Source organism: Streptomyces sp. AC512_CC834 (assembly GCF_019049325.1).
GTDB lineage: Bacteria > Actinomycetota > Actinomycetes > Streptomycetales > Streptomycetaceae > Streptomyces.
The window spans coordinates 66,747-80,065 of record NZ_JAGMUO010000007.1; the positions used below are offsets into that span (position 1 = coordinate 66,747).

Annotated in this window: 15 protein-coding genes; 6 read left to right on the forward strand and 9 right to left on the reverse strand. The window is 69.4% G+C overall.

Annotated elements, in window-relative coordinates; translation table 11 throughout:
• Nucleotides 1–37: 37 nt before the first annotated feature.
• Both KUM40_RS00790 and KUM40_RS00795 read right to left on the reverse strand, forming a co-directional pair.
• The gene (locus KUM40_RS00790) at nt 38–829 is read right to left on the reverse strand and encodes an SDR family oxidoreductase (protein ID WP_217161697.1); all 792 of its coding nucleotides are present in this window, start codon (nt 827–829) and stop codon (nt 38–40) included.
• 174 nt (nt 830–1,003) lie between these two features.
• Nucleotides 1,004–2,044, reverse strand: coding sequence for an NAD(P)-dependent alcohol dehydrogenase (locus KUM40_RS00795; RefSeq protein ID WP_217161699.1), 1,041 nt, complete (start codon nt 2,042–2,044; stop codon nt 1,004–1,006).
• 167 nt (nt 2,045–2,211) lie between these two features.
• Here KUM40_RS00795 and KUM40_RS00800 point away from each other — a divergent pair, with 167 nt between their 5' ends.
• Nucleotides 2,212–3,087 carry a helix-turn-helix domain-containing protein gene (locus tag KUM40_RS00800; protein ID WP_217161700.1) on the forward strand — a complete coding sequence of 292 codons (876 nt, stop codon included), beginning with the start codon at nt 2,212–2,214 and terminating at the stop codon, nt 3,085–3,087.
• A gap of 19 nt (nt 3,088–3,106) precedes the next feature.
• Here the strand turns inward: KUM40_RS00800 and KUM40_RS00805 are convergent, their stop codons facing one another.
• Nucleotides 3,107–5,065, reverse strand: coding sequence for a multicopper oxidase domain-containing protein (locus KUM40_RS00805; RefSeq protein ID WP_217161702.1), 1,959 nt, complete (start codon nt 5,063–5,065; stop codon nt 3,107–3,109).
• A gap of 357 nt (nt 5,066–5,422) precedes the next feature.
• Here KUM40_RS00805 and KUM40_RS00810 point away from each other — a divergent pair, with 357 nt between their 5' ends.
• Complete coding sequence (locus tag KUM40_RS00810) at nt 5,423–5,857, forward strand: hypothetical protein (RefSeq protein WP_217161704.1); 435 nt, start codon at nt 5,423–5,425, stop codon at nt 5,855–5,857.
• Here the strand turns inward: KUM40_RS00810 and KUM40_RS42320 are convergent.
• Nucleotides 5,847–6,122, reverse strand: coding sequence for a DUF397 domain-containing protein (locus tag KUM40_RS42320; RefSeq protein ID WP_217161845.1), 276 nt, complete (start codon nt 6,120–6,122; stop codon nt 5,847–5,849). The two genes, KUM40_RS00810 and KUM40_RS42320, sit on opposite strands and share 11 nt — an antisense overlap.
• Entirely contained in the window at nt 6,014–6,874 is an 861-nt protein-coding gene (locus KUM40_RS00820) for a helix-turn-helix transcriptional regulator (protein ID WP_217161705.1), read from the reverse strand. Before KUM40_RS00820 ends, KUM40_RS42320 begins: the two co-directional genes overlap by 109 nt.
• 115 nt (nt 6,875–6,989) lie before the next feature.
• On the opposite strand from KUM40_RS00820, the gene KUM40_RS00825 reads away from it, so the two are divergent.
• Both KUM40_RS00825 and KUM40_RS00830 read left to right on the forward strand, forming a co-directional pair.
• Nucleotides 6,990–7,208 (forward strand): hypothetical protein, encoded by a 219-nt coding sequence (locus tag KUM40_RS00825; protein WP_217161707.1) that lies wholly within the window; start codon nt 6,990–6,992, stop codon nt 7,206–7,208.
• The gene (locus KUM40_RS00830; RefSeq protein ID WP_217161708.1) at nt 7,205–7,618 is read left to right on the forward strand and encodes an ATP-binding protein; all 414 of its coding nucleotides are present in this window, start codon (nt 7,205–7,207) and stop codon (nt 7,616–7,618) included. The genes KUM40_RS00825 and KUM40_RS00830 overlap by 4 nt, the downstream gene beginning before the upstream one ends.
• Before the next feature lie 104 nt (nt 7,619–7,722).
• On the opposite strand, the gene KUM40_RS00835 is transcribed toward KUM40_RS00830, so the two are convergent.
• Nucleotides 7,723–8,325 carry a TetR/AcrR family transcriptional regulator gene (locus tag KUM40_RS00835; protein ID WP_217161711.1) on the reverse strand — a complete coding sequence of 201 codons (603 nt, stop codon included), beginning with the start codon at nt 8,323–8,325 and terminating at the stop codon, nt 7,723–7,725.
• Between the two features lie 91 nt (nt 8,326–8,416).
• On the opposite strand from KUM40_RS00835, the gene KUM40_RS00840 reads away from it, so the two are divergent.
• The gene (locus KUM40_RS00840) at nt 8,417–9,229 is read left to right on the forward strand and encodes an MBL fold metallo-hydrolase (RefSeq protein WP_217161712.1); all 813 of its coding nucleotides are present in this window, start codon (nt 8,417–8,419) and stop codon (nt 9,227–9,229) included.
• A gap of 179 nt (nt 9,230–9,408) precedes the next feature.
• Here the strand turns inward: KUM40_RS00840 and KUM40_RS00845 are convergent, their stop codons facing one another.
• Nucleotides 9,409–10,656, reverse strand: coding sequence for an Ig-like domain-containing protein (locus KUM40_RS00845; protein WP_217161714.1), 1,248 nt, complete (start codon nt 10,654–10,656; stop codon nt 9,409–9,411).
• A 230-nt stretch (nt 10,657–10,886) separates the two neighbouring features.
• A complete protein-coding gene (locus KUM40_RS00850) occupies nt 10,887–11,240 on the reverse strand; it encodes a hypothetical protein (protein WP_217161715.1) in 354 nt (117 codons plus the stop codon).
• Between the two features lie 109 nt (nt 11,241–11,349).
• On the opposite strand from KUM40_RS00850, the gene KUM40_RS00855 reads away from it, so the two are divergent.
• The gene (locus tag KUM40_RS00855) at nt 11,350–11,667 is read left to right on the forward strand and encodes a hypothetical protein (protein WP_217161717.1); all 318 of its coding nucleotides are present in this window, start codon (nt 11,350–11,352) and stop codon (nt 11,665–11,667) included.
• A 108-nt stretch (nt 11,668–11,775) separates the two neighbouring features.
• Here KUM40_RS00855 and hutH read toward each other — a convergent pair whose 3' ends face one another.
• Complete coding sequence (gene hutH / locus KUM40_RS00860; RefSeq protein WP_217161847.1) at nt 11,776–13,314, reverse strand: histidine ammonia-lyase; 1,539 nt, start codon at nt 13,312–13,314, stop codon at nt 11,776–11,778.
• Between the last annotated feature and the right edge of the window lie 5 nt (nt 13,315–13,319).

The window sequence follows — 13,319 nt, forward strand, 5'->3', positions numbered from 1 at the left end:
AGCTGCGCCGACTTTCAGCCAGAAAGGCCGGGAGAACTCATCCGGCGATCCTCTCGGTCAGGAATTCTGCCCACGTCACCTTGCCGACCAGCGCGTCTTCCAGCGTGAGGTTCGCGCCAGAACGGTACGCGCGCCCCGCTTTCCCGGGAATGCGCACCGGCAGCTTCGGGCGTCGGCGCCCACCGCGCAGGTCGAGGTAGGAACGGGCCAGCGTGGCCAGATCGTGGACCTCGGGGCCGGTCATGTCGAGCACCCGGCCGGACGGCTCGGCGAGGGTCAGTTCCGCCAGACGCGCGGCGACTTCGCGGGCGGCGACCGGTTGCAGACGCAGGCCGCCCGGGGCCGGGAGGACCGGCAGCCTGGTCATCTTCTCGATCATCGTCAGGGTCAGCTCGTGGAACTGGGCCGCCCGCAGCACCGTCCAGCCGATGCCCGACTCGGCGATCGCCCGCTCCGACTCCAGCTTGGTGCGCAGCCAGGCGAGCGGGACGCGGTCGGCGCCCACGACCGAGATGTACACGAGGTGCCGTACGTCCGCACCGGCTGCGGCGCGCACCAGGGTGCGGGTCGCCTCGTCGTCGCCCTTGGGGCCGCCCGCCAGGTGCAGCACGGTGTGCACGCCGTCGACGGCGGCCTCGACGCCCTCGCCGGTGCGCAGGTCGCCGGTGACGTACGTGATGCCGTCGCCCTCGGTGTCGGGGCGGGCCCGCCGGGTGAGGACGCGTATGTCCTGACCGGCCGCCCGCAGCAGCGGGACGACGTGGCCGCCGAGGGTTCCTGTGCCGCCGGTTATCAGGAGAGGCGTCGTGGAGGTCGAAGGGTGGGTCATGGCTGCTGCTCCCGGTGTCCGTGGCGTCCGGGAGTCGGGGTGGGGGCCGGTGTGGGGGCCGGTGTGGGACCGCCCCGCCCGGACGTCCGCCGTATGTGGTGGCGGTATGACCCGGGGCGGGGCGGCTGTGTGACAGGAGGGAGGAAAGAATCCGGAAGAATCTCCCCCCGGGGATCAGATCGTCGCGGCGTCGATCACGAAGCGGTACCGCACGTCGCTGGCCAGGACCCGCGCGTACGCCTCGTTGACCTCGGACGCGGCGATCAGCTCGATCTCGGCGCCGATGCCGTGCTCGGCGCAGAAGTCCAGCATCTCCTGGGTCTCGGCGATGCCGCCGATCATCGACCCGGCGAGGGTCTTGCCGCCGCCGAGCAGCGCGAACAGGTTGAGGGAGACGGGCTCCTCGGGGGCACCGACGTTGGCGAGCGCGCCCTCCGTCTTCAGCAGCCCCAGGTAGGAGCCGAGGTCGAGCGGCGCCGAGACCGTCGAGACGATCAGGTCGAAGCTGCCGGCCAGCTCCTCGAAGGTGGCCGGGTCGCTGGTGGCGTAGTAGTGGTCGGCGCCCAGCTTCAGGCCGTCGTCCTTCTTGCGCAGGGACTGCGACAGCACGGTCACCTCGGCGCCCAGGGCGTGCGCGATCTTGACGGCCATGTGACCGAGCCCGCCCATGCCGACGACGGCGATCTTCTTGCCGGGGCCCGCGTTCCAGCGCTTGAGCGGGGAGTACGTGGTGATGCCGGCGCACAGCAGGGGCGCGGCCTCGTCCAGGGAGATGCCCTCGGGGATGCCGAGGACGAAGTTCTCGTCGACGACGACCTTCTCCGCGTAGCCGCCGTAGGTGACCTCGCCGTCCTTGCCGACGGCGTTGTAGGTCATCACGTTGCCGTTGGTGCAGTACTGCTCCAGGCCGGCCTTGCAGTTGTCGCACTCGCGGCAGGAGTCGACCATGCAGCCGACGCCCACGCGGTCGCCGACGGCGTACTTGGTGACGCCGGGGCCGACCTCGGAGACGGTGCCCGCGATCTCGTGGCCTGGGACCATCGGGAAGATGGCCTCGCCCCAGCCCTCCTGGACCTGGTGGATGTCGGAGTGGCAGATGCCGGCGAACTTGATGTCGATCAGGACGTCGTGTTCCCGCACCTCGCGCCGCTCGATGGTGGTGCGCTCCAGCGGAGCCTTGGCGGCGGGTGCTGCGTACGCGGCGACAGTGGTCATGCCGGGTTCTCCGGGTTTCTCTTGGCGTGACTGGGTGATGCTTCCACCCTGCCTGCGACCTGCGGTTCCACCCAGACCACGGGTTTGCGTACGTTCAGCGTGCGTACCACTGACGGGGACAGGCTCGTGTGCGTACGACCGGGAATACGTCCGGCAATACTGGAAGCATGGATGGACAGCTTGACCGGCGAGCCGAACTGAGCGAGTTCCTGCGCACCCGGCGGGCGCGGCTGAAGCCACAGGACGTGGGTCTCGAGTCGTTCGGGCGGCAGCGCAGGGTGCCCGGGCTGCGGCGCGAGGAGCTGGCACAACTGGCCGGGGTGTCGGTGGCGTACTACACACGTCTTGAGCAGGGCAACGGGCAGAACGTTTCGGCGGAGGTCCTGGACGCCATCGCGCGGGCGCTGCGGCTGACCGACGCGGAGCAGGAACACCTGACGCACCTGGCGAAGCCGAAGCAGCAGCGCAGGCGGGCCGGTGCCCCGCGCGGCAAGCAGCCGGTGCGGGTGGCGCTGCTCCAGCTCCTGGAGTCGATCGACACGGTGCCCGCGTACGTGACGGGCCGCCGCTCGGAGATCCTCGCCTGGAACCGGATGGCCGCGGCCCTCTTCGGCGACTGGGGCAAGCTGCCGACCGCCGAGCGCAACTGGGCGCGGCTGGTCTTCCTGAACCCGGACTACCGCGAGCTGTTCGTCGACTGGGACCAGAAGGCGTACGACATGGTCAGCTTCCTGCGCATGGACGCGGGCCGTCATCCGGACGACCCGCGCCTGTCCGCGCTGGTGGGCGAGCTGTCGGTGAAGAGCGAGGAGTTCCGCCGCCTGTGGGCCACGCACGACGTCAAGGAGAAGAGCTACGGCGTCAAGCGGATGCGGCACCCGCTGGTCGGCGACCTGACGCTGTCCTTCGAGACGTTCCGCCTGGTCGACGACGACGAGCAGGCCTTCGTGACGTACCACGCGGAGCCGGGCTCACCGTCGGCGGACGCGCTGCGGCTGCTGGCGAGCTGGGGGACGGACGCGGCGGCGTCACTTCCGGCGTGACGGGCCGCCGCCGCTCCCGTCAGCGGCCGTGACCGTCGCCGCCGTCGTGGTGGTCGTCACCGTCTTGGCCGTCGTGGTCGTCGTCACCGTCTTGGCCGTCGTGGTCGTCGTCACCGACGATCGTCCACGGGCGCATCAGGTCGTCGTCCTCGTGCTCGAGGATGTGGCAGTGGTGGATGTACGTCGCCGGGAGTTCGGCTCCGCTGCCCGGGATCGACGCGATCGTGTCCGTCGGCGGGGTGAACTCGGCGATGGCGATCCTGGTCACCGTCTCCGGGTAGGACTTGACCGTGTCCTTGCTGGAGTCCGCCTCGTCCGGGTCCGGCGGGATCGGGGGGCCGGTGATGTACTTCTCCAGGACCGGCATGTCCTCGTCCTTGCGGCCCCCGTCGATCCACTTCTGGTACTGCGCCTGGTAGCCGGCCGCGTCGATGGGCTGCCTGTTCAGGACCTGGAAGTTGACGAGGTGGACGTGCATCGGGTGGGCGTCGTGGTTGGGGTTGATGTACTCCCAGATCTCGGTCGAGCCCCGCTTGACGAAGTCCTGGGACGGCTCCATGAACGGCACCGCGTTGATCGTCATGGTGCTGAAGAGCTTCTGCTGGTACAGGACGAACTCGCGTCGCCGGGTGTGTGACGTGACCTTGACGGGGGTGGCCTCGGGCAGGTGGAGGCTTTCGGGCGGCGTCGACTCGTCCTTGCCTCCGGACAGCCGCTTGGTGACCTGGAACTGCATCATCTCCGTGATGTCCGGCCCGGCACCGCCGGGGAAGTGGACCGGCGCGTTGTAGTTCGTCAACGTCACGTTCGTGCCCTCGGGCATGCCGCTGAAGTCGACGATCAGGTCGTACCGTTCGGCCGGCGAGATCAGGAAGTCCAGCATGCGCAGCGGCGCGCGGAGGCCGCCGTCGGTGCCGATCAGCCAGAACGGCAGGTAGGGCTGCGGCAGTACGTCCCGGGGAGTGACGAACCGCAGCCGGAAGAACCGCTCGTTGGAGGCGTTGAGTACGCGCAGCCGGTACCGTCGCGGCTCGACCGCCAGGAAGGGGTACGCCTTCCCGTTGACGACCGGGGTGTCCTCGCCCTCCCGCTCGGTCATCGTGTAGGCGAGGGAGCCGTCCTTGTTGAAGGTGCGGTCCTGCAGGATCAGGGGCACCTCGTACGCGTCGCCGGGCAGGCCCAGGCGGTCGTCGGCGGGGTCGCCGACGCGGTACAGGCCAGCCAGGCCCGCGTAGACGTTGAGGCTGGTCATCCCCATGCCGTGGTCGTGGTACCAGAGCATGCACGAACGCTCGTGGTTCGTGTAGGCGTAGATGGCCTCGTTGGGCGCGGCCCGCTTCGGGTCCAGGGTGGTGTAGTGCTCGGCGTGGATGCCGTCCGAGGTGTACGACGCCATGGGCATGCCGTCGGACTGCGGTGCGGTGAAACCGCCGTGCTGGTGGACGACGTTCCACACGTTGACGTTGTCGGGGAACGGCAGCTTCGCCTCGTAGGGCGGTGGGGCGATCGGGGTGAGTTGCGGGTCGCCGTTGCGGATGCGGTCGATGATGGACTGGAACATGTGGGTGGTCGGCAGCTCGTTGCGCCACCTGACGACCGTCGGGCGGTCCTTGGTCACGTCGATGGTCGGCCCGAGGTAGCCCATGCCGATCGGCTTGCGGGAGTGTTGCGGGTCCGCGGCCCAGTACCCCCACACGGGAGCCTTCCCGAGGTCGCGGTGGAAGCGCCACGATCCCTGCCGCATCGTGATGTCGTAGTAGTCGGCGCCCGGGTAGGCGGAGGAGTCCGGGACGGCGGTCTCCGGCCTGGGCAGCGGATCGACGTACTTCTCCAACGGAGGCGTCTGCGGCACCGACGCGTCCGTTCCCTCCGACCCGTGCGCCGTCGCGGCGTACGCCCGCGCTCCCACGGCTCCGCCCGGCAGCAGCGCCGCGCCCCCCACGGCACCGGCCTTGAGGAAATCCCTTCGCCCAACCATCGTCTCCAGCCTTCCCACGCCTTGAATGACCTCCCAGGGATGGCAGGGTCGGCGGGGCGGGTGGCAGCGGCGCGCCGTTCCGCCCCGGCAAAGCCACTCAGACGGTCGGCGGCTCGTTGACTTACGCTCCATCGCTGACCGGCCCGCGACGATGTGGCGCTCCCCGCACGTACGGCACTCTGCGCGCCCCTGCTTATTCCTTGACAACCCGTCAAGCCGCACTACATGATTCACCGGCTTCGTACAGCTTTGGGGCCCCAGAGGTGTATCTCGGTCCGTGCCGGGATGCGGCCGATACGCAGACGTGAGGATCTTGGAGTGTCCGGTATACGGTCTAACCGCACCGCACTTGGATCCGTGCTCGCGATCGGGTCCTTGCTGCTCACCAGTTCTCTGACGTCGTGCGCGAATTACGTCGGATGCGGGATCGGCAGAGTCGACGACGACGTGGTGAGCGAAGATCTGTTGGGCACATATACGGGAAGTGAGTACGGAGGATTGACTTTCAAGCCCAACGGCAAGCTCGTCTATCGCGACTGGGAATTCTCCGGAGGCGAGCACCAAGGAGCCTCAGGAGAGGGCGAATGGTCCTTCGGGCGTGGGAAGGAGCTCGACTCGGTTGGTCTGACCTTGGACTATCCACAGAATGTCAACGGCGGCGGTAGCTACGGATTGACGCTGTATGTCGAGGGATCAGCGAACGACCTGCGGCTCTACGGCTATCTGACCGACCCTGACGTCTGCGAGCTCAACACATTCAAACGCGAGGCAGAGCTGCCGGTCACGCCGTGAGCGTGCCCCCGTTCAGTGCCGTGACGAAGGGCGCCCAGGCGCGGGCGGTGAGGAGGAGCGCGGGGCGGTCGGGGGCCTTGGAGTCACGGACGGGGACGAGGCCGGGGATGCCGTCGGCGACGTCGACGCAGTGGCCGCCGTCGCCGTTGCCGTCATTTACACAGCCCGCTTCGGGTACTTGCCGTTTCGGTAGTCCTCCGCCGCTTGCTGAATGAGCCTCAACGACGGCTCGGGAGGAAGCGCAGCGGCTCTGAGTCGACCGTATGCCTTCGCGTACTGCTTGACCAGGCGTGGATCATCAACCAACTGCCCGCTGTACATTCCCTCCGTGTACATGACCGGCGGGGAATCGACAAAGGTCATGAGCCTTGTTGTGCCCATCAGGAAGGGCTGGGCCTCCGAGGCCATCGGAAGGATCTGTGTGACGGCCCGGCGCTTGCTCGCCACCTCGACGATATGGGCGAGCTGGTCAGCCATGGCGTCGGGCGGAGTGATCGGTTTCCGCAAGATCGACTCGTGCAGCACGATCCAGCTCTCCGGCGCATGTCGGTCCTCGAACAGCCACGCTCGCGCCCGCCGGGCCTCAATCCTGGCGGCCACCGTCTCCTCCGAGGCGGAGGGATGAGCTGCCAGAACAACAGACCTGATGTAGGGAGACAACTGCAACGGCCCCGGGATCAGGGCCGGATCCCACTCCTCGATTTCCTGGGCTCGCCCCTCCAACTCAAAGACGTTGAAGGCGTAATCAGCGCAACCAACGAGCCTCGCCTTCTTCACGTCCTCGCAGCGCCGCTCGAAGAACCCATCCGTCTCGAGCCTCCGATCCACATGCCGGGCTAGGTCCAACGGCATGCGGCGCTTCCCGCGTTCGATGTCACTGAGGAGCGACTTGCCGTAGAAGCTGCCCTCGACCAGCGCCTCCAGCGACAGCCCCGCCCGCTCGCGCTGCCACCTCAACTCCTTGCCGTAGAAGGTCGGGACGCTCGTCGAGCCGTCGATGTCCTTGCGCTGTGCCATGGCGTTGCCTCTTCCGCACTCCGGGCTGCCGACGCGAGATCCCTTTCACGGTAGGGCGCCGCACGTCACTGTGTGAGCTGTTCGTCACAGAGCGCACACGGAAAGGTGCCCGTTCATGCCCCACCCCCCTCACCCGGAGGGCGACATGCCCCGCTGCGTGGAGGAGCTCCGCGCCGCCCTCGCCCTGCACGGCATCACCCTCCCCTCCCTCCGCCTGGACCTGGCGACGTTCGCCGGGACGTACACCCCGCCCGCCGGTCTCGTCTCGCTCGGGAACTGCAACGCCACCACCGCGCGTGCGCTCACGGCGGTCCTGCGTGCGGCGGCGCCGTGACGACCTGGGAACTGAGCCTGCTCGCCACGCCGAAAGCCGTGCCGGAGGTGCGCCGCCTGCTGAGCGGGTACGACTACGACGTCCGCCTCTGCGTGAGCGAGATGCTGACGAACGTCGTCGACCACGTCGGCGAGGGCACCCCCGTGACCGTACGGGTCGTCGGACTGCCCACCGGACACACCCGCATCGAGGTCACCGACCCCGACCCACGCGCCCTGCCCCTCCTCGCCCGCCCGGTCTGCGGCACCGACGAGTCCGGGCGTGGCCTCACCCTCCTCGACGCACTGACACTGCGCTGGGGCGTGGAGCCTTGCCCGGACCACAAAACAATCTGGTGCGAACTCGCAGGGGAGCCGCCACCCCGCGACGTCCGGCAACCCGCCGCCCCGGCAGTCGAGAGCGTTCGGTGATTGGACAGTTTGTCCCGGCGAAATCGCCACTTGGGCGGCGTGTCGCCGGGACAGACTGTCCAATCCTTGACTCCGGACCATGGGCCGCGAGGGGCGGTGTGCGGTCAGGGCTGGGTCAGGGTCCGGTCGATCGCGCGGCGGGCGCGGGGCGCGGCTGCCCGGTCGTGGTGGAGCTGCATGGCCGCGTTCAGTGCCAGTCCGGCTGCGACGATCTCGAACAGCGCCTGGTCGACGTCGAATCCGGCGGGCAGCTCGCCGTTGTCCACCGCCGCGGTCAGGTCCGCCCGCAACTGTCCCCGCCAACGCGACCACACCTCGGCCACTGCGTCGCGGACCCGGCCGGGGCGGCCGTCGTACTCGGTGAGTGCCGCGGTCATCAGGCAGCCGCCGGGCAGCAGGGGTTCCTCCAGGTAGTCCACGGAGTTGGCGCACACCGCGCGCAGCCGCCGCAGCCCCGTCGGCTCGGTCAGCACCGGCTCGACCACCCGGTGCCAGAAGTCCACGAACGCCTTGTCCAGCGTGGAGATCTGCAGCGTCTCCTTGGTGCCGAAGTGCTTGTGCACCCCGGACTTGCTCATCTCCAGCTCTTCGGCGAGCCGGCCGATGGTGATGCCGTCCAGCCCTTCCTCCGAGGCGATCTCGGCGGCACGGCCGAGGATCCGGCCCCTGGTGGCCTGTGCTTCGGCCGCTGAGCGTCGTGGTGACATGCGGCAAGGATAGCGTACGTGCGTTCGCTATTGATTTAGCGAACGCACGTACGCTAACGTTCGGGGCTCCACCGGGACGAAGGAGTACGAGATGCGGGTGCGACGGCTGGGCTGGGCCGGACTGGAGATCGAGGCGGGCGGCGAGCGCATGGTGATCGACTACGTGCGGGACCTCTCACCGCTGTTCACGGGGTGGAAGCCCGGCGAAGGGCTGGCGGTGCCGGGCGGGAAGGCCTGCGCCGCGCTCGTCACCCACCTGCACCGGGACCACACCGACGCGTCCGCGCTCGCGTCCGCGCTGACGCCGGGGGCGCCGGTGCTGCGACCGGCGCCCGGTCACGGCGACGACGTGGACAACGTGACGACACTGCTGGCCGAGCGCGAGTTGGTGCAGCACCGGCTGGCCGTCGAGGTCGTGGACGTCTGGTCCACTCGCGACGTCGGGCCGTTCCGCGTCACGGCGGTCCCCTCCGTCGACGGGCTGGGCGACCCGCAGGTGAACTGGGTGGTGCAGGCCGACGGGCAGCGGATCTTCCACGGCGGCGACACGATGTTCCACGGCTACTGGTGGCTCGTCGCGCGCCGGTTCAGCCCGTTCGACGCGGTGTTCCTGCCCGCCAACGGCGCCGTGGTCGACGCGCCGCACCTGCGGCCGCCGAGCCCGCTGCCCGCCGCGCTGGACCCGCGGCAGGCCGCCGCGGCCGCGGAGATCCTCGACGCCCGGTACGCCGTGCCGATCCACTACGAGCCGGAGCAGCCGGACAAGATCGCGGGCTACGTCGAGATCGCCGACCCGGAGGCCGAGTTCCGCACGCACGCCGGACGGCGCGCCCACGTAATGACCGTCGGGGAATGGCTGGACCTGGACCCGGACCTGGACCTGGACCTGGACCCGGCCAGATGAACGGAGACGGAGACCGTGCGCCCGGCCGGGCCCCGAGGACGAACTACACCGACTGACCGGACTGGCCGACGCCCCGTCAGTGTCCGTGTGCGCCGGAGACGAGACAGCGCCTGCCGCCCCGGTGAGGGGGCGACAGGCGCTGTACGCGCGGCGCGTGAAACGTGCGGGGGACGGGGTCGTCAGACCGCCGAACCCGCCTTCCACTGGGCCCAGTCCATGTTCCAGCCGTTGAGGCCGTTGTCCGGGGCGATGGTCTCGTCGCCGGTGTTCTGGACGACGACCAAGTCACCGACGATCGAGTTGTTGTAGAACCAGGCGCCCGGCGTGTTCGGGTCGTCGGCGCCCTTGGCGTCCTCCAGGCCCACGCAGCCGTGGCTGGTGTTGGCCTTGCCGAAGATGCCCTTGCCCCAGTAGTTGCCGTGGATGAAGGTGCCGGAGGTGCTCAGACGCATGGCGTGCGGCACGTCCTTGATGTCGTACTCGCCCTTGCCGTCGTCGTCGGTGAAGCCGACCGTCGAGCCGTCCATCCGGGTCTCCTCGAACTTCTCGGAGATCACCATCTGGCCTTCGTAGGTCTTGTTCTCGGGGGAACCTGCGGAGATCGGGATGGTCTTGACCGTCTTGCCGTCCTGCGTGACCTTCATCTGCTTGGTCTTCGCGTCGACGTAGGAGACCTGGTTGCGGCCGATCTTGAAGGTGACCGACTTCTGCTGGACGCCGTAGACGCCGTCGGCGCCCTCGACCCCGTCGAGCGCCAGCTTCAGGGTGACGGTCGAGTTCTCCGTCCAGTAGTCCTCGGGGCGGCAGTCCATGCGCTGGGTGCTGAACCAGTGGCAGGCGACCTCCTGGCCGCTGCTGCTGTTGACCGTGATGCCCTTCTGGACGGCGGCCTTGTCGGTGATCTCCTTGTCGAAGTTGATCGACACGGGCATGCCGACGCCGACGGTCTTGCCGTCGTCCGGGGTGAAGGTGCCGATGAAGCTGTTCTCCGGGGAGACCGTGGTGAACGACGCGTTCTCGTGGGCGGCGCGGCCCTCGGAGTCCTTCGCGGTCGCGGTGATCCGGTACTTGGTGGCGCGCTCAAGCTGGCCGCCGGGCTTCCAGCTCGTCTTGTCGGCGGATATCTCGCCCTCGACCACAGTGCCGTCGGTGGCGGTCATCTTCACCTCGGTGAGCGTGCCCTTGCTCACGGTGACGCCGGCGGAGTTGTTGATCGAGGCGTTGTCCGAGCCGCCCTTGGGAGTGATCTTGATCTGCGCCTCGGACGACTTCTTCGCCGCCGCCTCGTCGACCTCCGCCTGCGAGGTCTTCCCGTCCCCACCCCCGGAGGAGTCGGCGTCGCTACTGGAACATGCCGAGAGCACCAGTACGCCGCCGAGCAGTGCGGACGCGGCCGCCAGACTCTTGCGCCGCTTACCGTCCGTCATCACACGCTTCTCCATCGTTGCCGATTCCCGAAACCCCGAGATACCCCGTCAATAACTTTCAACGCTACGACCGGTTCGTCCCGTTCCACATCGCTCGCACGTGTGGGGCACACCACGTTCGGCCGCGAAGGCGGCGGCAGGCGGTGCGGAGGTCGGTCAGTGCGCACCTTGAGACGACGAAACCCCGGACGGCGGTTGCCGCCCGGGGTCAGTTTTTTCCCCACACTGCGTCAGCCGACCGTCATTTCTTCGTCTTCCGGGTCGTTCTCGCCGCCATCATCCCCGTCCAGGTCCCACTCGGGCGAGTCGGGGTCGTAGTCGATTCGCTCGCTGCTCCAGGAGGCCTGCTGGAGTTCCACCCCGGGTACCTCGCTGACCAGGTCGAACGGGTCCACGAGGTGGGCCAGGGCCTCGGCGGTGTCCTCCGTCACAGCGCGCTCGGAGTCGGTGCGTTCCGTGTCGGACAGGTCGGCGTCGTCGGCGAGGGTCTGCAGCGCGGCCCCGGTGACGGCCTCCTCGTCGTCGATCTCGAGAACGAGCTCGACGCGAATACGTACAAACCGTGATGTCTCTGGAGTGCTCATGCCCGGAGCGTAAGGCCGACCCCTCCCGTGACTTTCCTGTGACCCGCGTCTTTCACTAACATCTGCCCACACGGCCAATTCGCCAGCGCCACAAGGGGATCGATATTCCGTGTCATCCGCTCGCCGTTCCTTGCTGACCGCCGCCTCCGCGGGCGGCCTGCTGTGTGCCCTGTGGTTCATCCCGTCGGCGAACGCGACACCGCGGACACCGGTGCTCGAGTCCGCCGCCGCGACCCCGTCTCCGCAGGTCACGGCACAGGCAAGAGCCGCCTCCACGGACACGACGGTGACCGACGGGGGCACCACCCGCCTGGCCGACACCGGCAGCTTCGACAGCAAGCCGTACGTCGTCGGCGGCGCCCTGTGCCTGGGCCTCGGCGCCGGCTTCGTGGGCTACTCGGTACGCCGGGAACGCCTCGGCCTCTGAGAGAACTTGACGTTCTATTGACCTGGAGAGGGCCCCGCCGCCACGGCAGGGCCCTCTCGTCGGCCTCTCATCGGCTTCTCATCGCCGGCCAGGCTTTCTCGTCGCCGGCTAGCGCAGCGGTCCCGTGACCGTCTCCGCCGCCGTGACCAGGTGCCCGGCGCGCACGAACGCGTCCGCCGCGGCGAGGTCGGGCGCCAGGTGGCGGTCGGGTCCCGGACCCTGGACACCGGCCGCCCGTACGGCGTCGATGACGGCGCGCGAGGCCGGGGCCGGGGTGAGGCCCTCGCGGAGCTGGACCGCGCGCGCGGCGGCGTACAGCTCGACGGCGATCACGCGGGTGAGGTTGTCGACGGCCGTACGCAGCTTGCGCGCCGCCGACCAGCCCATCGACACGTGGTCCTCCTGCATCGCGGAGGACGGGATCGAGTCCGCCGACGCCGGTACGGCGAGCCGCTTCAACTCGCCGACCAGGGCGGCCTGCGTGTACTGGGCGATCATCAGGCCGGAGTCGACGCCCGCGTCGTCGGCGAGGAACGGCGGCAGGCCGTGGCTGCGGTTCTTGTCGAGGAGCCGGTCGGTGCGCCGCTCGGCGATGGAGCCGAGGTCGGCGACGGCGACGGCGAGGAAGTCGAGCACGTAGGCGACCGGGGCGCCGTGGAAGTTGCCGTTGGACTCCACCCGGCCGTCGGGAAGGACGACCGGGTTGTCCACGGCCGCAGCCAGCTCGCGCTCGGCGACCAGGCCGGCGTGGGCCATGGTGTCGCGTCCGGCGCCGGCGACCTGCGGCGCGCAGCGCACCGAGTAGGCGTCCTGGACGCGGGGGGCGTCGTCCTGGTGGTGCCCGGTCAGGCCGGAGCCCTTGAGTACGGCGGCCATGTTGGCGGCGCTGGCGGCCTGCCCGGGGTGCGGGCGGATGGCGTGCAGCTCGGGGGCGAGCACCTTGTCGGTGCCGAGCAGGGCCTCCATGGTCAGCGCGGCGGTGATGTCGGCGGACTTGTAGAGGGTGTCGAGGTCGGCGAGGGCCATAACCAGCATGCCGAGCATGCCGTCGGTGCCGTTGAGGAGGGCGAGGCCCTCCTTCTCGCGCAGCTCGACCGGCGCGATCCCGTGCTCGGCGAGCAGCTCACCGGCGGGGCGTACGGTCCCGTCGGGGCCCTCGGCGTCGCCCTCGCCCATGAGGGTGAGCGCGCAGTGCGACAGCGGGGCGAGGTCGCCGGAGCAGCCCAGCGAGCCGTACTCGTGCACGACCGGGGTGATGCCGGCGTTGAGCACGTCGGCCATGCTCTGCGCGACCTCGGGGCGTACGCCGGTGTGCCCGGAGCAGACGGTCTTCAGCCGCAGGAACATCAGCGCGCGGACCACCTCGCGCTCGACGCGCGGACCCATGCCGGCGGCGTGCGAGCGGACGATGTTGCGCTGGAGCTGGGCCCGCAGTTCCGGGCTGATGTGCCGGGTCGCCAGGGCGCCGAAGCCGGTGCTCACGCCGTACACGGGGTCCGGCTTGGCGGCCAGCGCGTCCACGACGGAGCGGGCGGCGGCCAGGGCGGCGACCGCGTCGTCGGAGAGTTCGATCCGGGCGCCGGCCCGCGCCACGGCGAGGACGTCGGACGCCGTGACCCCGGAGGTCCCCACCACCACAGTGTGCATATCCA

Excerpts from the sequence above, each read along its gene's own strand:
- KUM40_RS00790 (WP_217161697.1), bottom strand. The coding sequence starts at position 829 with ATGACCCACCCTTCGACCTCCACGACGCCTCTCCTGATAACCGGCGGC.
- KUM40_RS00795 (WP_217161699.1), bottom strand. The coding sequence starts at position 2,044 with ATGACCACTGTCGCCGCGTACGCAGCACCCGCCGCCAAGGCTCCGCTG.
- KUM40_RS00800 (WP_217161700.1), top strand. The coding sequence starts at position 2,212 with ATGGATGGACAGCTTGACCGGCGAGCCGAACTGAGCGAGTTCCTGCGC.
- KUM40_RS00805 (WP_217161702.1), bottom strand. The coding sequence starts at position 5,065 with ATGGTTGGGCGAAGGGATTTCCTCAAGGCCGGTGCCGTGGGGGGCGCG.
- KUM40_RS00820 (WP_217161705.1), bottom strand. The coding sequence starts at position 6,874 with ATGGCACAGCGCAAGGACATCGACGGCTCGACGAGCGTCCCGACCTTC.
- KUM40_RS00825 (WP_217161707.1), top strand. The coding sequence starts at position 6,990 with ATGCCCCACCCCCCTCACCCGGAGGGCGACATGCCCCGCTGCGTGGAG.
- KUM40_RS00835 (WP_217161711.1), bottom strand. The coding sequence starts at position 8,325 with ATGTCACCACGACGCTCAGCGGCCGAAGCACAGGCCACCAGGGGCCGG.
- KUM40_RS00840 (WP_217161712.1), top strand. The coding sequence starts at position 8,417 with ATGCGGGTGCGACGGCTGGGCTGGGCCGGACTGGAGATCGAGGCGGGC.
- KUM40_RS00845 (WP_217161714.1), bottom strand. The coding sequence starts at position 10,656 with ATGACGGACGGTAAGCGGCGCAAGAGTCTGGCGGCCGCGTCCGCACTG.
- KUM40_RS00850 (WP_217161715.1), bottom strand. The coding sequence starts at position 11,240 with ATGAGCACTCCAGAGACATCACGGTTTGTACGTATTCGCGTCGAGCTC.
- hutH (WP_217161847.1), bottom strand. The coding sequence starts at position 13,314 with ATGCACACTGTGGTGGTGGGGACCTCCGGGGTCACGGCGTCCGACGTC.